This is a genomic window from Rhizobium sp. LARHSG275 (assembly GCF_052871115.1).
The window spans coordinates 61,861-79,487 of the sequence record NZ_JBIXJN010000015.1 but is presented as its reverse complement, the minus strand read 5'-3'; the positions used below and the strand labels follow the sequence as shown (position 1 = coordinate 79,487).

At 60.8% G+C, this 17,627-nt stretch carries 17 protein-coding genes; 5 read left to right on the top strand and 12 right to left on the bottom strand.

What is annotated here, in order from left to right; genetic code table 11:
• Positions 1-33: 33 nt before the first annotated feature.
• Positions 34-798 carry an SOS response-associated peptidase gene (locus tag ACIPSK_RS20920; RefSeq protein WP_162118511.1) on the top strand — a complete coding sequence of 255 codons (765 nt, stop codon included), beginning with the start codon at positions 34-36 and terminating at the stop codon, positions 796-798.
• 220 nt (positions 799-1,018) lie between these two features.
• Here ACIPSK_RS20920 and ACIPSK_RS20915 read toward each other — a convergent pair whose 3' ends face one another.
• The 5 genes from ACIPSK_RS20915 to ACIPSK_RS20895 all read right to left on the bottom strand — a co-directional run bounded on the left by ACIPSK_RS20915 (position 1,019) and on the right by ACIPSK_RS20895 (position 7,360).
• Complete coding sequence (locus ACIPSK_RS20915) at positions 1,019-1,165, bottom strand: hypothetical protein (protein ID WP_003558132.1); 147 nt, start codon at positions 1,163-1,165, stop codon at positions 1,019-1,021.
• A gap of 329 nt (positions 1,166-1,494) precedes the next feature.
• On the bottom strand, positions 1,495-2,340 hold the full coding sequence (gene pssA, locus ACIPSK_RS20910; RefSeq protein WP_026154087.1) for a CDP-diacylglycerol--serine O-phosphatidyltransferase: 846 nt from the start codon (positions 2,338-2,340) through the stop codon (positions 1,495-1,497).
• A gap of 73 nt (positions 2,341-2,413) precedes the next feature.
• Positions 2,414-3,217: a phosphatidylserine decarboxylase gene (locus ACIPSK_RS20905; RefSeq protein WP_261320923.1), complete on the bottom strand. Its 804-nt coding sequence runs from the start codon at positions 3,215-3,217 to the stop codon at positions 2,414-2,416.
• Between the two features lie 28 nt (positions 3,218-3,245).
• Positions 3,246-5,123 (bottom strand): ABCB family ABC transporter ATP-binding protein/permease, encoded by a 1,878-nt coding sequence (locus tag ACIPSK_RS20900; RefSeq protein ID WP_017963686.1) that lies wholly within the window; start codon positions 5,121-5,123, stop codon positions 3,246-3,248.
• Positions 5,124-5,335: 212 nt separating this feature from the next.
• Entirely contained in the window at positions 5,336-7,360 is a 2,025-nt protein-coding gene (locus ACIPSK_RS20895; RefSeq protein WP_162118510.1) for a LysM peptidoglycan-binding domain-containing protein, read from the bottom strand.
• 155 nt (positions 7,361-7,515) lie between these two features.
• On the opposite strand from ACIPSK_RS20895, the gene ACIPSK_RS20890 reads away from it, so the two are divergent.
• The gene (locus ACIPSK_RS20890) at positions 7,516-8,139 is read left to right on the top strand and encodes an LOG family protein (protein WP_003558142.1); all 624 of its coding nucleotides are present in this window, start codon (positions 7,516-7,518) and stop codon (positions 8,137-8,139) included.
• Positions 8,140-8,184: 45 nt separating this feature from the next.
• Here ACIPSK_RS20890 and ACIPSK_RS20885 read toward each other — a convergent pair whose 3' ends face one another.
• Positions 8,185-9,120, bottom strand: a complete 936-nt coding sequence (locus ACIPSK_RS20885; RefSeq protein WP_017963688.1) for a LysR family transcriptional regulator — start codon at positions 9,118-9,120, stop codon at positions 8,185-8,187.
• Positions 9,121-9,131: 11 nt separating this feature from the next.
• On the opposite strand from ACIPSK_RS20885, the gene ACIPSK_RS20880 reads away from it, so the two are divergent.
• From ACIPSK_RS20880 to ACIPSK_RS20870, 3 genes are all read left to right on the top strand, one after another.
• Positions 9,132-10,103, top strand: coding sequence for an MBL fold metallo-hydrolase (locus ACIPSK_RS20880; RefSeq protein ID WP_446532964.1), 972 nt, complete (start codon positions 9,132-9,134; stop codon positions 10,101-10,103).
• Positions 10,096-11,103 (top strand): alpha/beta hydrolase, encoded by a 1,008-nt coding sequence (locus ACIPSK_RS20875; protein ID WP_162118508.1) that lies wholly within the window; start codon positions 10,096-10,098, stop codon positions 11,101-11,103. The genes ACIPSK_RS20880 and ACIPSK_RS20875 overlap by 8 nt, the downstream gene beginning before the upstream one ends.
• Before the next feature lie 96 nt (positions 11,104-11,199).
• Positions 11,200-12,132, top strand: coding sequence for a hypothetical protein (locus tag ACIPSK_RS20870; protein WP_162118507.1), 933 nt, complete (start codon positions 11,200-11,202; stop codon positions 12,130-12,132).
• A 78-nt stretch (positions 12,133-12,210) separates the two neighbouring features.
• Here the strand turns inward: ACIPSK_RS20870 and rarD are convergent, their stop codons facing one another.
• From rarD to ACIPSK_RS20840, 6 genes are all read right to left on the bottom strand, one after another.
• A complete protein-coding gene (gene rarD, locus ACIPSK_RS20865; protein ID WP_026154088.1) occupies positions 12,211-13,122 on the bottom strand; it encodes an EamA family transporter RarD in 912 nt (303 codons plus the stop codon).
• A gap of 202 nt (positions 13,123-13,324) precedes the next feature.
• Positions 13,325-14,941, bottom strand: a complete 1,617-nt coding sequence (gene cimA / locus ACIPSK_RS20860; protein ID WP_162118506.1) for a citramalate synthase — start codon at positions 14,939-14,941, stop codon at positions 13,325-13,327.
• A 187-nt stretch (positions 14,942-15,128) separates the two neighbouring features.
• Complete coding sequence (gene pip / locus ACIPSK_RS20855; RefSeq protein WP_162118505.1) at positions 15,129-16,091, bottom strand: prolyl aminopeptidase; 963 nt, start codon at positions 16,089-16,091, stop codon at positions 15,129-15,131.
• Complete coding sequence (locus ACIPSK_RS20850; protein WP_162118504.1) at positions 16,088-16,564, bottom strand: GFA family protein; 477 nt, start codon at positions 16,562-16,564, stop codon at positions 16,088-16,090. The genes pip and ACIPSK_RS20850 overlap by 4 nt, the downstream gene beginning before the upstream one ends.
• Positions 16,561-17,049, bottom strand: a complete 489-nt coding sequence (locus tag ACIPSK_RS20845; protein ID WP_162118503.1) for a GFA family protein — start codon at positions 17,047-17,049, stop codon at positions 16,561-16,563. Before ACIPSK_RS20845 ends, ACIPSK_RS20850 begins: the two co-directional genes overlap by 4 nt.
• Positions 17,046-17,522, bottom strand: a complete 477-nt coding sequence (locus ACIPSK_RS20840) for a GFA family protein (RefSeq protein ID WP_162118502.1) — start codon at positions 17,520-17,522, stop codon at positions 17,046-17,048. The genes ACIPSK_RS20845 and ACIPSK_RS20840 overlap by 4 nt, the downstream gene beginning before the upstream one ends.
• Positions 17,523-17,627: the final 105 nt, after the last annotated feature.

The following is a 17,627-nucleotide window of genomic DNA, read 5'->3' as shown; positions in this document are numbered from 1 at the left end:
GACCGGACATGAGCCGGGTGCAAAGACAGGCCGATGTGTGGACGTTTCGCCCTGACAAGCTCCAGCGCCGACCTGAGCGACGTCTTCTCCGGTCTCGATCTCGACGATTTTCCGGCGCGCTACAACATCGCGCCGACGCAACCGATCCTCGTCGTCATATCCGGCGAGGGCAGGGAGCAAGGCAGCAACTTGGCCGACCGGCGCGCCGTGCTCGTGCGCTGGGGCCTGACGCCGGGCTGGGTCAAGGATCCGAGAGATTTCCCGCTGCTGATCAACGCGCGCTCTGAAACCGCGATCGGCAAAGCCTCCTTCCGCGCGGCCATGCGTCATCGCCGCGTGCTCATTCCAGCCTCCGGTTTTTATGAATGGCATCGCCCGTCGAAGGAAAGCGGCGAGCGGCCGCAGCCCTACTGGATCAGGCCGCGCCTGGGCGGGGTCATCGCCTTTGCCGGGCTGATGGAGACATGGTCCTCGGCCGACGGCTCCGAGGTCGATACCGGCGCGATCCTGACAACATCAGCCAATTCAGCCATATCAGCGATCCACGATCGCATGCCTGTCGTCGTCAGACCTGAGGATTTCTCGCGCTGGCTCGATTGCAACACGCGGGAACCGCGCGACGTGGTCGACCTGATGCAGCCCGTTCAGGACAATTTTTTCGAGGCCGTCCCGGTCTCCGACAAGGTCAACAAGGTTGCCAATATGGGTCCCGACCTGCAGGAGCCGGTCGTCGTCGAAAAGCCGCTGAAGGCGCCCGAAAAGCAAAAGCCTGACGACGGCCAGCTCAGCTTCTTCTGAACACTATCCGCCGCACCAGCAGGCTCGTCGGCGACCTATCGGCGCCGACGTCTCACATAAGCGGCGGCGATGCGTCGCTTCGTCCATCAGGTTTTCGGGTTGTGCTGATGTCGCCAGAGCGTTGTCAGGAGATTTCCGGCAATTGCCTCGTCACTTCGTCAGCGCTGCCTAACGCATGTAACCCGAAAGCACGCATGATTCCAATGTGAAGCCTTCCGCCTCAAGCGGATTTCTTGACGCTGGTCGGCTTATGCTTCGCCATCAGCGACGCTGCGGCAACAGCCTTCAGGCCGACGGGGCGATAGTTTGCGGCGAGGTCTGGCTTGGCCGCCTGCTGTTCGCCGGTACTGCTCTTCTTCGAAGTCACGATACTCTCCTTACGTGGTTCTTCCCTGGGTATTTTATAGTTTGATGTTTCGTCACGAATAGCGACAAAATGGGGGCGTAGCTTATCAGGATTTGTAAACGCGCACCACAATTCGCGAGGCTTAACTGAAGCCTATGTTGGTTAATACTTACTGAAGAGAGCAGTTCCAATAAAAGTGCGAAGTCGGTTTTCTGGGGAAGCGCGGAACAGTTTTCACCCGGATAAGCGCACGGTTTCTCCGGGGAAACGCATGCTTTTCACGGGGATCCGTCAGAACGAAGGGAAAGAAGCATTTCCGTCATTTGGAGAAATCCGGAAATGCTGGCAGATCAGATGTGCCGGCCGATATCGTCGTCGCCGACGCCGGGTTCCTCGATCGTCAGCGTCCCATATTTCCGCTGCCATTTCCGCGCGCCGAAGGGAAGCGATACGAGGTAGGCGGCAACGGTGAAGACCATCACCTCCCAGGTGTAGCTCATCAGCAGAGCCACATAGAGCACGACGCCGAGCATCATCGGCAGCACGAGATCGCGCCGCAAGCGGTTGCCTTCCGATTTGCCCGACCAGACCGGCAGCCGGCTGATCAGCAGGAAGGCAATAAGCACGGTATAGATCGACGAGAGATAGGCGAAGGTGCGGTCCGTCGCCAGCCCGAGGAAGCCGAGATAGACCGGCAGCAGCACCAGCATGGCGCCGGCCGGCGCCGGCACGCCGACGAAATATTCCGATTGCCAGCTCGCCTTGTTTTCGCGTTCGGCCATGACGTTGAAACGGGCAAGGCGAAGCCCGGCGGCGATCGCATAGATCAGGGCGGCGATCCAGCCGAGCGAGCGCGCCTGGTCGAGCGCGAAGACATAAACGACGAGGGCGGGTGCGACGCCGAAATTGACGATGTCGGCAAGCGAATCCATCTGCGCGCCGAATTTGGAAGTCGCCTTCATCAGCCGCGCCACGCGCCCGTCGATACCGTCGAGGAAGGCAGCGAGCAGCACCATCGAGACGGCGAGCTCGTAACGATTCTCGAAAGCCAGCCGGATGCCGGTCAGCCCGGCGCAGATCGCCAGAATGGTGATGAGGTTCGGAAAGACGAGCCGGAGCGGGATTTCGCGCAGACGTGGGCCGCGGGCGGAATCATCCGGCCCATTGGGCTCGAAAGGCGGAAAAGGCGTTTCCATATCGCGTTCCAATCGTTCCTAAAGCAATTCCAGCAAAACTGCGCAGCGGTCGCTTCCGTGAATCTGAACCGCTCTAGCTGCGGCGGCTGATGACGGGACCCTTGGCGGAGGCGAATTCGGCGATGACGGTTTCTCCCGCAACCGCCGTCTGGCCGAGCGAGACGCGTGGCGCAGCACCGGCGGGCAGGAATACGTCGAGCCGCGATCCGAAACGGATCAGCCCGAAGCGCTCGCCGGCATCCACCGGTTCGTTGGGGTTTGCCCAGCAGAGGATACGCCGCGCCACGAGGCCGGCGATCTGCACGACGCCGATCTGGCCGTGGCGGGTTTCGATCACCAGTCCATTGCGCTCATTGTCCTCGCTCGCCTTGTCGAGCTCGGCGTTGACGAAGCTGCCGGAGCGGTAGTTGATGCTGACGATGCGCCCGCGCATCGGCGCCCGGTTCACATGGCAATTGAAGACGTTCATGAAGACCGAGATGCGCAGCATCGGCTCGGAGCCCAGATTGAGCTCTGCCGGAGGGGTCACCATCTGGATCGCCGAGACCTTGCCATCGGCGGGAGAGATCACCAGATCGTCGTCCTGCGGGGTCACGCGCTCGGGATCGCGGAAGAAATAGGCGCACCAGAGCGTGAAGATCATGCCGATCCAGAAGAGCGGCTTGAAGATCCAGCCCAAGACAAGCGACGCGACGAAGAAGGCGGCAACGAAGGGATAACCCTCCTTGTGCACGGGGACGATCGTGTTGCGAACCGTATTGAACAGGCTCATGGCTGCCGGTCTCCTTGCGTTTTCATTTTTGCTGGTTAGCGAAAAACCGTCTCCGGGGCAATGCTGCGGCCTCGGCCCTGGTTTCCACGCCGGGGTTCTGAACAACAAAAGCCGGCCGGCGTCGGTTTCCCCCTCAGCTTGCCGGAGCAAGCCGACTTATGACCCCCAGCTCGTCGCTTTCGCGCACCTGCTTCAGATGTTCTTCGGCCTGCGTCGCCTCGCGCTGGCGGTTCCACATCGAGGCATAAAGGCCGTTTCTTTCGAGGAGGGCGGCATGTGTTCCGCGCTCGGCAATCTCGCCGCTTTTGAGTACGATGATTTCATCGGCGTTGATGACAGTCGAAAGCCGGTGGGCGATGACCAGCGTCGTGCGGTTCTTCGAAACCAGGTCGAGTGCCTCCTGGATTTCCCGCTCCGTCGTCGTGTCGAGCGCAGACGTCGCCTCGTCGAGGATCAGGATCGGCGGCGCTTTAAGGATGGTGCGGGCGATCGCCACCCGCTGCTTCTCGCCGCCCGAAAGCTTCAACCCGCGCTCGCCGACCTTGGTTTCGAACCCCTCGGGCAGCATTTCGATGAAATGCGCAATCTGCGCCACCTCAGCCGCCGCAAAGACCTCGCCCTCGCTGGCCGATGTGCGGCCGTAGCGAATGTTGTAGGCGACGGTATCGTTGAAGAGCACGGTATCCTGCGGCACCATGCCGATGAGAGAGCGCAGGCTCTTCTGCGTCACCGTGCGGATATCCTGACCGTCGACGGTGATCGCGCCGCTCTGGATATCGTAGAAACGATAGAGCAGGCGCGACAGCGTCGATTTGCCCGCACCTGATGGACCGACGACGGCGACCGTCTTGCCTGCCGGCACCTCAAAGGAAATGCCCTTCAGGATCGGGCGAGCCGGATCGTAGGCGAAGTGCACGTCCTTGAAGGAGATCGCGCCTTGGCCGATCCGAAGTTCTGTCGCATCGGGCGCATCGTTGACCTCGGCCTTCACTTCAAGCAGGTCGAACATCTGCTCGATATCGGTCAGCCCCTGGCGGATTTCGCGGTAGACGAAGCCGATGAAGTTCAGCGGTGCGGAAAGCTGCAGCAGCATCGAATTGACGAAGACGAAATCGCCGACCGTCTGCTCCCCGCGCTGCACGGCCAGCGCCGACAGTACCAGCATGATCGTCGTGCCGATGCCGAAGATGACGCCCTGGCCGAAGTTCAGCCAGCCGAGCGAAGTCCAGACGTCGGTCGCCGCTTTCTCGTAGCGTTCCATCGATTTGTCGAAGCGCTTTGCCTCCATCTCCTCATTGCCGAAATATTTGACGGTCTCGAAATTGAGGAGGGAGTCGATCGCCTTGGTGTTGGCGTCGGTATCGCTGTCGTTCATCGAGCGGCGGATGGCGATGCGCCAGTCGGAGGCGCGGATCGTGAACCAGATATAGGCCCAGACGGTAAAAGCGGTAACGGCGAGATAGGAGAAGCCGTAGCCCCACCAGAAGATCACTGCCGTCAGCAGGAATTCGATGACGGTCGGGACAGAATTGAGGATCGTGAAGCGCACGATCGTCTCGATGCCCTTGGTGCCGCGCTCGATAATGCGCGAGAGCCCGCCGGTCTTGCGCTCCAGATGGAAGCGCAGCGACAGCTCATGCATGTGCACGAAGGTTCTGTAGGCAAGCTGGCGCACCGCATGTTGTCCGACGCTGGCAAAGAGCGCGTCGCGCAACTGGTTGAGGCCAAGCTGGATCAGCCGGGTGATGTTATAAGCAATCACCAGCGCGATGGCGCCGGCCAGCAGCGGCGGCACAGAGCCTGCAAGATCCATCCTGCCGTTCAGCGCATCGGTCGACCATTTGAAGAAATAGGGAACGAGCAGCAATACGAACTTGGAGATCAGCAGAAAGACCGAGGCCCAGACGACGCGCATCCTGAGGTCGGGCCGGCCGGCCGGCCACATATAGGGCCAGAGGTTGAGAAGCGTCTGCAGCAGGTTGGATTCCGAGACTGTCTTGCCGTTTGCCATGCTTGTCTCCAGCCCGGATGGGCTTGCCGCGATTGCGGCGCTTCGATGCCGGCAAAAGCACGGAACCGGGACGTGCCTGAAAGCGCTTCCCACAACCCGCGGCCGCCACCGCCAGATAGGGTGCCAGGCGGACGAATACAACAAATGCAGGGGTAAGGAAACGACGAGGCCGGGCGTTTATCCCACCCGGCCTCGTCGCGTTGTTTTGCAGTTTAGAGATGCTGGCCGGACATGCGCTTGCGGTGCAGCTCTTCGGCATTCGGCAACACATCCTTCGGCAGGCCGAAGATCTGACCGGGGCGGATGCGATCCGGATTGACGATCTTGTCCTCGTTGGCGATGTAGATCGTCGTGTAACGAACACCGAGGCCATAGGTGCGGCGTGAGATCTGCCACAGCGTGTCGCCGCGGCGAATGATGACTGCCGCGTTGTTTGCCGTCAGCGGCGCCTGTTCGATCGTCTTCGGCTGGCTGCTTCCGACATCGTTTGCGGACGGCGCTGCCGGCGCGGGTGCAACGGAGAGTTCGGCGATCATCGCGCCGAGCCTGTCGAGTGCGCTGCCCACGGATTTCGCATCCTTCGGCAGGCCCTGCAGCAGTTTCAGCGCATTGCCGGCGATCTGAGAGGCGGCGCCTGACGTGTGCTTGAAGGCGTCCGGCGCATCGGCCGCAGGCCGGAAATCGGCGACGGAACGGAGAGCGAATTCCGTTCCCGAGCGCGCCGCGGCGAGCTGCTCGGCGCCTGGCAGCTTGCCATCGGCAAACAGCCCCTTGAGCAGGCCGAAGGCCTTGCCGACTTCGGCTTTGAGTTTGTCGAGCTCGCCTTCGTCGAGCGGCACCATCGAGGGAGCGCTGTTCGTGTCGGCGGGTACCGATTGCGCGGCGACCCTGACCTGGTCGCCGGCAGGGCGATTGAAGTTGACCGCCGCGCGCACGATCACCTTGCCCGTGGGATCAACGACATCGACGCGGATCTTGTGGTCGCCAACCGAGAGCGCCACCACGCCGTCGATGACGAAGTGGCCGTCGGAGCCGGCGGTATCCTGGCCGACGAGGCTGTCGTCGGCATAACCGATTACCTTGGCGTTAGGGCGCGTCGTGCCGGCAATAAAGATCTTGCTGCCCTCGATTTCGACGGCATTGACCATCACATCGGGCACATTCGTCTTATCCGATGGCGTAGCTGCGCCGCCGGAGGAGGTGTCGGTGAGGTTCGGCGCCTGCAGCGCCAGCTCGCCGGTTGGTGCAGCTGTTGCGGCAGGCGTAGCCGAGCTTTCGTCCGTTGCCGGCTTGTTCGCAGGCGGAGCCATCGGATTGGAGGCATCGGCAACTTCGGTTCCGGCCTTCGGCGCAGTAATGATACGGCTCGCCGCGCCGGGTTTGGAGACCATGGCGAGCAGATTGGCGCCATTGCCGTCCTTCGGCACGGAAATGGTCGCGACTTCTTCGGAAAGCGTGCTCTTGCCGTCCTTTCCCGTGAACTTGAGCACGAGTTGGTGGTCGCCGGCCGGAAGCGGATCGTCGAGAACGGCAGCAAAATCGCCGCTCGCATCGACATTGGCCGTCGTCACCACCTTCTCGCCGTCGAGCACCTCGAGCTTGCCGTTCGGTTCGGCGGAACCGGCAATCACCGTCGATCCGTCGGGCTCGACGCGCAATACGTCGAAGGCCGGAAGTTTCGGGCCGGTATTCTCCACTGCCGTGTTCGCCGCAGGGGCGGTCTCCGGCGCACCGGTCAGAGCAGCCTCTGCCTTGGCGATCGCGGCAAGCGCATCGGCAATGTTCTCAGGCAGCGCCTGGACGATGGCGAGCGCCTTCGCGCCGCCGTCCTTGGCCTTTGTGGCAAGGGTCTGGGTCGCGGGATCGAGGCCCTCGGGGATTGTAAAATCAGCAAGCGCGGTCAGCGCGCTGACGGCCTTGGTCTTGGCGGCGGTGAAGACATCGATGGCAGGGCCCTTGCCGTCGGCAAACAGCGCCTTGAGCTCGCTGAGCGACACGCCGGCATCGGCCGATAGGCGGCCCACCTGGTCGGCGACCGCAGCCGCGTCGCCCACAGCGGAGCGCGATGTCTTTGCCGCCTCGTTAACCGTGTTCTTGAGCTCCGTGCTCGCTTGGTTGATGGCGTCGCCGACCTTGGCTGCATCGCCGCCGATGCGCGGCATGACGAAAAACACCATCAGTATGATTGCGATTGCGAGGACTGCAAGAGCCAGCAAGCCGGCACGGTTCTTCATCATTATGTCTCCCAGAGCGGCAATTTGCCGTAATACCCAAAATTGCTAGCGATTCCCGTTGCTTTCCACAAGCATTCAAAGCAATTAGGCAAGCTAGGCATGCTGCTTTTCAGTCAATTTTCTTGACTGCATTGAAATGGAATAGTTGTTTTGCCCTCATGACCGAACAATCTGTATCGATTCGATCCATCTGCGTTTACTGCGGCTCAAGGCCGGGACGCGATCCTTCCCACATGGCGGCCGGGCGTGCTCTCGGAAGAGAGATCGCCGAATACGGCCTGCGCCTCGTCTATGGTGGGGGTACCAAAGGCATCATGGGCGCGGTTGCCAGCGGCGTGCTTTCAGGCGGCGGTCAGGTCACGGGCATCATTCCCGAATTCCTGATCGATATGGAAGCGACTCGCCACTCGCTCGGTCAGCTGAACGAACTCATTGTAACCCCTGACATGCATGCGCGCAAACACACCATGTTCGAGCGCTCCGATGCCTTCGTGGCGCTGCCCGGCGGCATCGGTACGCTGGAGGAGATCGTCGAGATCATGACCTGGGCGCAGCTCGGCCGCCACGAGAAGCCGATGGTCTTTGCCAACGTCAACGGTTTCTGGGATCCGATGATGGAACTGATGCGCCATATGACCGAAGAAGGTTTCCTGCATACCGCCCATCGGGTGCAACCGCTCGTCGTCGACGAGATCTCCGGCATCATTCCGGCGATCATGGCCCAGGCAGCCCAGCTCGCCGCCGATCGTGACGGCGAGGACGAGGTGATTTCGAAGATGTAGGCGGGCAGGCGGCCCTCGCGCGGTCAAGCTATTTTGCAAGCAAATTCAGCTATAAGCCGAAACAAGCTGCGTCACCTGAGATCGTATCCATCTATTGGCGGGATCATTGTCGCTTGCTGCCGACCAGACCATCGATATCGGGCTTACCGTTAAATCGAGGGGAACGTCGGCGACTGCCAAGCCAAATAGGCCGGCATACCGCTTCACAATTCTGGTCGGCAGCGTCGCGATCAAGGGCGCTTCCAGGACAGCCGTCAGCACAGTCAGGAATTCCGGCGCTGCCACCGACACGTCGAGCCGCACGTTGATCCGCTTCAACGCATCATCAATGCAGCCTTCGATGGCATCCTTCTGTGAAACCAGTGCATGCTTCAGCCCGACATAGCTGTCGCGGTCCAATGCTTGGGGAAGATCGAGAAGCTTCGGATTGTAGCAGCACATCAGTGATTGTTCGAACAGCAGGCTGCGCCGATGTCTATTGTTGCCGTCATCGTAGCAGCCGACGCCGAGATCGATGACGTTGTCGTCCAGAAGCTTGTGGACCATCTCGGGATTGACCGCACGGGCGAGCACTCTAATGCCGGGCGCCGTCTCGTTCAACATAGCGGCGAGACGCGGCACGAGCAGCACCTCAAGCTCGCTGGAAAAGCCGATACGGAATATCTGCTCGGCCTTGCCGGGCTCAAAGGCATTAGGCGTTACGATCGCCTGCTGCGTACGGCTGAGTATCTGCTCCACCGCCTCGGCGAAACGCAGCGCGCGATGGGTCGGCTGCATGACCTGGCCGACACGCACGAACAGCTCATCCTGAAGCAGTGTGCGAAGAGTTCCGAGATTGTGGCTCATGGCAGGCTGCTGGATTTTCAGACGAACAGCAGCTTTCGTCACGCTCCGCTCCTTCATGAGCGCATCGAATGCGACGAGCAGGTTCAGGTCAAAGGACCACAAATTGAAATGATCGATGGAGACAATTTCATTCATCGATTTGATCGTTGCACGAAATCTCCCTATTGTCCATAGGCATCAGACAGCGCTGTCCCCGGTTCCAGTTCAACTCGAAAGGAAATTCCATGAGCGATCTTGAAAAGGAATATCATATTGCCGGCGTGACGGTGAGGAAGGTGCAAGAGCAGTATCTGCACAACGTCCCGCCCTCGTTTCTCTATCCGGCTGCCGCTTCTGAGGAACTTAGGGCGGTCGAGCCGCGGCCTTCCGCTGTCGATATGGAAGAGGGCCGCGATGCCCTTGTGGTGAGTATACATACTTGGCTTGTAAGGACGCCCGACCACATCATCCTCATCGATACCGGCTCGGGCAACGACAAGGAAAGACCGCGTAATCCCAGCTTCCACCATCAGACCATCCCGTTTCTCAACAGGCTGCGCCAGGCGGGTGTCGGGCCGGAAGACGTCGACTTCGTCATCAATACCCATCTCCACGTCGATCATTCCGGCTGGAATACCGTGCTTGAGGACGGAAGATGGATTCCCACCTTCAAAAATGCGCGCTACATCTTCCCCCGCGCCGAGCAGGAATATTACTCGTCAACGGCAAGCCACAACGACGTCAACATTCCCAGTTCCGGCGTCTATGAAGACAGCGTGCGGCCCGTGATCGAGGCGGGGCTTGCTGATTTCATCGACAGCGCAGGCGGTCCTTTCCTGGATCGATTCACCTTCTTGCCGACACCTGGCCACAGCATCGGCCATATGTCCGTTATTCTGGAATCGGACAAGGAAGCGGCGTTTTTTGGCGGCGATGTTATGCACCATCCGATCCAGGTGGAGCGTCCCGACCTCAACACGGTGTTCTGCGAATTCCTGGATCAGGCTGCCCAGTCCAGACGGCGTGTCCTCGAGTTCGCAGCCGATAATCGTGCCATTTACTTCTCCACGCATTTCCCCGGCTCGTCTGCTGGTTATGTGACCCGCGACGGCGAAAAATTCAGGTGGTCCTATGTCTGAGAACAAGCTTGCATCTTCAGCTTTTGACGCAGGCGAGATCGTATTCGACGAGCATTACGTCGATAGCGGAACCGATGGCATCAAGCTCTATCTCCGCAATAAGCGAAGGAGAGATCACAAAGCCTTTCTCGCGGAGAAAACAATCGTAATGGTGCACGGGGCGACCTTCTCGTCCGGAAGTCTTTACGATGTTCCCTTCAACGGGATTTCTTTCATAGACTTCCTCGCCCATCAAGGCTTCGATGTCTTTGCGGTTGATGTCCGGGGCTATGGAAAGTCGACCCGCCCGCCGGAAATGCAGACGGAGCCCGATCTCAACCCGCCGCTTGTCGGCACCGACACTGGCGTCATGGACTTCGCAACGGCTGTCGATTTCGTCCTTCGACTTCGCGGTCTCAACGCCGTCAACGTCTTCGCAATGTCCTGGGGCGGCACCGTGGCCGGCGCATATGCTGCGAGCAACGGCGACAAGATCGTCAAGCTTGCACTGCTCGCGCCGCAATGGCTGAGCGACGTTCCCATCCCGATCGACCAGGGTGGTGTCCTCGGTTCATATCGGCTTGTCCCAGTCCATGCGGCCTTGGCGCGTTGGCTGAGCACCGCACCCGAATACGCGCGTGAGCGACTTGTGCCGGAGGGCTGGTTCGACCTCTGGGCCAAACTGACCCTTTCGGAAGAGACGTCGCAGGCTGACAGGGAGCAAGGCCAACTTCGGGCCACGAATGGGCCGATCCAGGACATCCGCACCTACTGGCGATCTGGAAATCCCTACTATCGGCCGAGCGAAATCCGCTCTCCGGTGCTGCTGTTGCACGGCGAATGGGACATCGACGTTCCGCTTGATCTGGCGCGAACCTATTTTGAGCAACTGACCGGCGCCTCCTACAGGCGATGGGTGGGAATCGGGGAGGCGACGCACCTCGCTCTCATGGAAACCAACCGCATGCAGGCCTATTCCGAGGTTGCCCGCTTTTTCGATGAATCCTTCCAACCGGAATAGAATTTGAACGAACGGGCTCCGGGATCGGATTTCGGAGCCCGTTTCCTCCGTTAAGTCCGCCGCAAGTCCGGCGCGGCCATCAAGCCACTCGTTCCCATGACAATTCTGATCACCGCCATTCTGGATGCCGGACGAAGTGCCGTCGACATAGCAATATTCACCTTTCTGCCGTTGATGATCGTGACCTTCTCGCTGATGCGCTATCTCGAAGGCATGAGGGCATTGCGATGGATCGCCGGCAAGGCCAATCCGCTCTTCGGATTGTTCGGTCTGGACGGTTTCGGAGCCTTGGCGATTATCCAGCTCAGCCTCGTCAGTTCGGCTGCCCCGGTCTCGGCCCTGTCGCTCATGGCGCACAAGGGGACGTCGGAGAGATGTCGGGCCGCTGCCTTTGCCGCGGTGCTTGCGGCCGCGCCGGCAAATGCCAGTTTTCCGCTCGCAAGTCTCGGTGTCGATCCCGGCTTGATCATCGTGAACGGTATTTGCGGAGCGCTTGTGGCCTCCACTCTTGCCTGCTGGCTGGTTGGGCTCCGTTTCCAGTCTGGACAGATCTGTTCCTGTTACAAGGCGGATGAGCCCGTCGCCGCAAGGCTCGATCTGCTGACGGCGATCAACCGCGGTGGCGCAGACGCCGTTCGGCTCATTTCTGCAATCCTGCCGGTGCTGGTGATCTCACTTCTAATGGTCAGGCTTATCCAAACCACAGGCGCACTTTCGGCCTTCACGTCCGTCGCGCTGCCATTGCTTCAGTTGCTCAGCGCTTCGCAGCAGGATGTCCTGTTCTTCCTCACAAAGTGCCTGGCAGGATCAAGTGCAGCGGTCACCCTGTTACTCGACGTCCACAAGGAGCTACGTCTTCAGCCTGAGAAAATAATTCGCGGATCCGCATTTCTGGTAAACGCTCTCGACCTTCCTGGTCTTTCCATCCTTATCGCTTCGGTGCCAGCGCTCCGGTCGGTGGCAGGCGTTGCCATCGTGAGCGCATTGGCGGGAATCCTTGTCCGCACGGCGCTGGTGTCCTGGCTTTGAGCCAACACGCTCCTGCTTTGATGGATCGTTACGGAGCACCGACTACATGCTTTGGGTGTGGCCAGGAAAAGCCCGCAGCTAACGCCCGCGGCTTCCCTTCAGCATCGACCAGCTATAGAGGAACAACCCCGCCCAGATCAGCGGGAAGGCGATCATGCGCGCCGTGCCGAATGGCTCGTGGAAGACGAAGACCGCGATCAGGAAGATCATCGTCGGCGCGATATACTGCATGATGCCGATCGTCGAGAGTTTCAACAGCTTGGCGCCGTTCGCATAGATCATCAGCGGCACGGCGGTGATGACGCCGCAGCCGAGCAGCAGGGTCGTGTCGGCAAGACCGGTGCGGTAGAGGTGGCCCTGGCCGCCGAATTCGAGATAGAGAATGTAGAGGAGGGCCGGTCCGCTGAGGATCAGCACTTCGAGGAAGAAGCCCTGGTTCGGCCCGAGCGGCAGCGTCTTGCGCAACAGGGCGTAGAACCCCCAGCTGATCGCCAGCGTCAGCGCCACCCACGGGATGCCGCCGCTGTCCAGCGCGAGAATGGCGACGGCAAGCGCCGCAAGCGCGATCGCCGCGATCTGCAGCGGCTGCAGCTTTTCCTTGAGGAACATAGCGCCGAGGAAGATGCTGAACAGCGGATTGATGAAATAGCCGAGTGCTGCATCGAGCGAATGGCCGGCGCCGATCGCCCAGACATAGGTGCCCCAGTTGACGGTGATCAGCGACGCCGTCAGCGCCGCCATCGCCAGCATGCGCGGCGAGCCGAGTGCCGTTCGGATGTCTTGCGTGCGACCGAGCACGATCAGCACAATGCCCGCCAGCGGCAGCGACCAGACGATGCGATGGGCGATCACCTCGGCCGGCGAGATATGCGCCACCGCCTTCATGTAGATTGGCAGGAAGCCCCAGAGCAGGTAGGCCGTCAGCGCGAAGGCGAACCCGCGCGGACTGTCTTCGTTCTTGGCCAAAGGAACGGATGCATCGGTCGACATCGGTGTTTCCATCTTTGTTCTTCTTCTGATCCGGCCTAGCTTAAGCGCCGTGAATAGGCCAATTCATTTCGTTGAATGAAGGGTGAGAGGATTTGAAGCGGGAGACGACGCGATGATCCGGCGCCCTGCGGTGGAGGGCGGCGTCCGAAGGAAGCGAATGGTATTCGGGCTGGGGTTTTTACGCCAGACCGACGGAATAGTTTTATTCCGCCGCGATCTTGCCCGCCAACTGCCGGTTCTTCATCAGCTTGTAAATGACCGAATCCATCAAAGCCTGGAACGAAGCGTCGATGATGTTCTCGGAGACGCCGACCGTCCACCAGCGCACGCCGTCGCTGTCGGTGGATTCGATCAGCACGCGGGTGATCGCCTCGGTGCCGCCATTGAGGATACGCACCTTGAAATCGGCGAGCACCAGATCGTCGATCTCGTGCTGGTACTTGCCGAAATCCTTGCGTAGCGCGAGGTCGAGCGCGTTGACCGGGCCTTCGGCATCGGCAACCGACATCAGCGTCTGGCCGTCGATGGTGATCTTGACCACCGCCTCCGAGACGATCTTCACGCGGCCGAGACTGTCGAAGCGGCGCTCGATCATCACGCGGAAGCCTTCGATGGTGAAGAATTCCGGGATCGTGCCGAGCGTGCGGCGGGCCAGCAGTTCGAAGCTCGCATCCGCGCCCTCATAAGCATAGCCGATGGATTCACGTTCCTTGACGATGGAGATCAGCAGGTCGAGTTTCGGATCGTCCTTGGCGACCGCGATACCGCGCCGTTTCAGCGCATTGATGAAGTTCGCCTTGCCGCCCTGGTCGGAGACCATGACCTTGCGGAAGTTGCCGACGGTTTCCGGCGGCACATGTTCGTAGGTCCGTGGGTCCTTGATCAGCGCCGATGCATGGATGCCGGCCTTGGTGGCGAAGGCGGAGGCGCCGACATAGGGCATCTGGTGGTCGGGCGAGCGGTTGAGCAGCTCGTCGAAGGCATGCGAGAGCCGGGTGAGGTTGAGCAGCCGCTCCTCATCGATCGCCGTTTCGAAACGTGTGTTGTAGGCGCTCTTCAGCGCCAGCGTCGGGATCAGCGTCACCAGATTGGCATTGCCGCAGCGCTCGCCGATGCCGTTCAGCGTACCCTGGATCTGCCGGACGCCGGCTTCGACTGCGGCAAGCGAATTGGCAACTGCCTGTCCGGTGTCGTTATGCGCATGGATGCCAAGACAGTGGCCGGGAACGCCTGAGGCGATCACCGCCTCGACGATGGCCCGCACCTCCGGCGGCTGTGTGCCGCCATTGGTGTCGCAGAGCACGACCCAGCGGGCGCCGCTCTCATAGGCCGTCTTGGCGCAGGCGAGCGCATAGGCCGGATTGGCCTTGAAGCCGTCGAAGAAATGCTCGCAATCGACGATCGCCTCCTTGGCCGCGCCAACCGCTGCCTTGACGCTTTCGGCGATGCATTCGAGGTTTTCCTCATTGGTGCAGCCAAGCGCTACCGCGACATGATAATCCCAGCTCTTGGCGACGAAACAGATGGCGTCGGATTTCGCCTGCAGCAGCCCGGCAATGCCGGGATCGTTGGAGACCGAAACGCCCGCCCGCTTCGTCATGCCGAAGGCGACGAAACTGGCTTGGCTGGTGCGTTTCTCGCTGAAGAAGGCGGTATCCGTCGGATTGGCGCCGGGATATCCGCCCTCGACGTAATCGATGCCGAATTCGTCCAGCATGGCGGCGATCGCGATCTTGTCCTCGACGGAAAAATCGATGCCGGGCGTCTGCTGCCCGTCCCGGAGCGTCGTGTCGAAGAGGTAGATTTTTTCCTTAGTCACCACGATGCCTCCCAGGCATTGACTGCTTTTATTCGGGACTTACCCTCCACAAGGGGCGAGATCGGAAATCCGCTGAGCTGTGGTGCAGACCATCGAGGCTCTGGCAAGGAGCTTGCGCCCAGCCGATCTCCCTCCTTGTGGGGGAGATGCCCGGCAGGGCAGAGGGGGTTAGCCACAGCGTGCGACATCAGTCTTTCTTCCCCGCAAACCTATCCGTCGCCCGGATCAGCCGATCGAGAATCCCAGGCTCCGAATAGGCATGGCCCGCGCCCTCGATCAGGTGGAACTCCGCCGTCGGCCAGGCCTTGTGCAGCAGCCAGGCATATTTGGCCGGGCAGGGCATGTCGTAGCGGCCATGCACGATCACGCCGGGAATGTCCCTGAGCCTGCCAGCATCGCGGATCAGCTGTCCCTCGTCCATCCAGCCGGCATGGACGAAGAAATGGTTCTCGATGCGAGCAAATGCATAGGCGAATTCCGGCTCCTCGAACTTGCCGCTGGTCGAAGGTTCCGGCAACAGCGTGATCGTTTCGCCTTCCCAGATGCTCCAGGCCTGCGCCGCCACGAGGCGTATATTCTTGTCTTCATGCGTCAGGCGACGATGATAGGCATGCATCATCTCATGCCGCTCCTCCGGCAGAATGGGCGCGATGAACCGCTCCCACTTGTCAGGGAACATCTCCGAGACGCCGAATTGGTAGTACCAGTCGAGCTCGGCCTTGGTCAGCGTGTAGATGCCGCGCAGGATGAGCTCGGACACGTGCTCTGGATGCGTTTCGGCATAGGCGAGCGCCAGCGTCGAGCCCCAGGAGCCGCCGAACACCTGCCAGCTGTCGACACCGGCCATTTCGCGCAGCCGCTCGATATCGGCGACGAGGTGCCAGGTCGTGTTGGCATGGAGTTCCGCATGCGGCGTCGACCTGCCGCAACCGCGCTGGTCGAACAGCATGACGTCGTAGAGAGCAGGATCGAAAAGCCGGCGATGGGCGGGCGAAATGCCGCCGCCCGGGCCGCCATGCAGGAAGACGGCGGGCTTGGCGCCGGGCGTTCCCGAGCGCTCCCAATAGATCACATGGCCGTCGCCGACATCGAGATGGCCGGAAGCATAAGGTTCGATTTCGGGATAGAGCGTGCGCAGTATCTCGGTCATATCTTCACGCCTTTCGTGGGCCAGACTTCGGTGTCGTGATCGGGATGCTGGAAGGAGATGATCGCCTCCTGTCGTGAGTAGAAATCCTGATCCTTCAGCACCGGCGCCTCGAAGATTTCCTCGACCCAGGGCAGGCGGGCCTCGTAATTGACCTGGATCAGCGGTGCGAGCTCACTGCGGTCGTCGAAAGTGCCGATCGCAAGCTCCAGCCCGCCCGGATGACGATAGGTCATCGGCGTGCCGCAATTGCTGCAGAAGCCGCGGTCGATATTGACCGAGGACTGGAAGTAGCTCGGCTCGCCACGTGTCCACTCCATCCCTTCCTCAGGCGCGGTGACGAGCGCCGAAAAGAAGCCGCCGAACTGTTTCTGGCACATGCGGCAATGGCAGATCGAGGGTCGCCCCAGTCTGCCCGAGATGCGGAAGCGCACGGCACCGCACTGGCATCCGCCTGTTTTTATCGTGTCCGTCATGAGGTTTCTCCGAGGGGCCAGCTTTTCGTGTCGTGGTCGGGGTGCTGATGGTTGCTTGCCGCGATCGCGTTCTCGCGATCGCGCGTTTCAGCCTCTGGTTCCAGCGGCAGGCCGTCGAGCGTATGAAACCAGGACATCTTGCGGCCGGTGTTCGATTGCATCACCGGCTTGATCGCATCGGGATCATCCAGTGAGCCGAGCGTGATATTGATGAATTCCGCTTCCGGAATGTCATAAAACAGCGGCGTGCCGCAATCGCCGCAGAAGCCGCGCCGCACCAGATCCGAGGACTGAAACCATTTCGGTGCGCCGCGCGTCAGGGTAAAATCGCTCCGCATCGCGGCGGCAAGCGGCATGAAATAATTACCGGCCGCCTTCTGGCACATGCGGCAATGGCAAAGATGGGGATAGCCGAGTTCGCCTTTGGCGCGGTAGCGCACCGCGCCGCACTGGCACCCGCCGCTTCTGTCTGATTCCGCCGTCATCCGAGCTCCTTGGGTGGCCATACCTGCGTCTCGTGATCGGGATGCTGTTGGGAGACGAGCTCAAGCAGGAAGGGAGCAGCCTGCGCATCCTCTTCCGTTCGGTGCCCCGGCAATTCGTGCAGATGATCGACGAAACCGATCTTGCCTTCGATCCCGAATTGGACCACCGGCGGAAATGCCGAGGGATCGTCGAAGGCGCCCGCGGCAATCGCTATTCCATCCGGCGCCTCATAGGTGAGTGGCGTGCCGCAATCGCCGCAAAAGCCGCGCTCGACAAAGTTGGAAGAGCGGAATTTTTTCCGCTCTCCACGTATCCATTCGAAATCGGCGCCGCGCACCGAGACCAGCGGTGCATAATAAGCCCCGAACGCCTTCTGGCACATGCGGCAATGACAGATCGACGAATCCTTGATGTCGCCGCTGACGCGAAAACGGATCGCTCCGCATTGGCAGCCGCCTGTATAGGTCGTCATCGAGTATGTCTCCCTTGGGATTTCAGCCTAGGCGCCAAGACCCCTCCCAACCCTCCCCACAAGGGGGAGGGCTCTCTCGTGGCACCGCCTTCGCTTCCGCCTCGA

What these genes read in the sequence shown, in the direction of transcription:
- ACIPSK_RS20920 (WP_162118511.1), top strand. Translation starts at nt 34, where the DNA reads ATGTGTGGACGTTTCGCCCTGACAAGCTCCAGCGCCGACCTGAGCGAC.
- pssA (WP_026154087.1), bottom strand. Translation starts at nt 2,340, where the DNA reads ATGGAAACGCCTTTTCCGCCTTTCGAGCCCAATGGGCCGGATGATTCC.
- ACIPSK_RS20900 (WP_017963686.1), bottom strand. Translation starts at nt 5,123, where the DNA reads ATGGCAAACGGCAAGACAGTCTCGGAATCCAACCTGCTGCAGACGCTT.
- ACIPSK_RS20895 (WP_162118510.1), bottom strand. Translation starts at nt 7,360, where the DNA reads ATGATGAAGAACCGTGCCGGCTTGCTGGCTCTTGCAGTCCTCGCAATC.
- ACIPSK_RS20890 (WP_003558142.1), top strand. Translation starts at nt 7,516, where the DNA reads ATGACCGAACAATCTGTATCGATTCGATCCATCTGCGTTTACTGCGGC.
- ACIPSK_RS20885 (WP_017963688.1), bottom strand. Translation starts at nt 9,120, where the DNA reads ATGAATGAAATTGTCTCCATCGATCATTTCAATTTGTGGTCCTTTGAC.
- ACIPSK_RS20875 (WP_162118508.1), top strand. Translation starts at nt 10,096, where the DNA reads ATGTCTGAGAACAAGCTTGCATCTTCAGCTTTTGACGCAGGCGAGATC.
- ACIPSK_RS20870 (WP_162118507.1), top strand. Translation starts at nt 11,200, where the DNA reads ATGACAATTCTGATCACCGCCATTCTGGATGCCGGACGAAGTGCCGTC.
- rarD (WP_026154088.1), bottom strand. Translation starts at nt 13,122, where the DNA reads ATGTCGACCGATGCATCCGTTCCTTTGGCCAAGAACGAAGACAGTCCG.
- pip (WP_162118505.1), bottom strand. Translation starts at nt 16,091, where the DNA reads ATGACCGAGATACTGCGCACGCTCTATCCCGAAATCGAACCTTATGCT.
- ACIPSK_RS20850 (WP_162118504.1), bottom strand. Translation starts at nt 16,564, where the DNA reads ATGACGGACACGATAAAAACAGGCGGATGCCAGTGCGGTGCCGTGCGC.
- ACIPSK_RS20845 (WP_162118503.1), bottom strand. Translation starts at nt 17,049, where the DNA reads ATGACGGCGGAATCAGACAGAAGCGGCGGGTGCCAGTGCGGCGCGGTG.
- ACIPSK_RS20840 (WP_162118502.1), bottom strand. Translation starts at nt 17,522, where the DNA reads ATGACGACCTATACAGGCGGCTGCCAATGCGGAGCGATCCGTTTTCGC.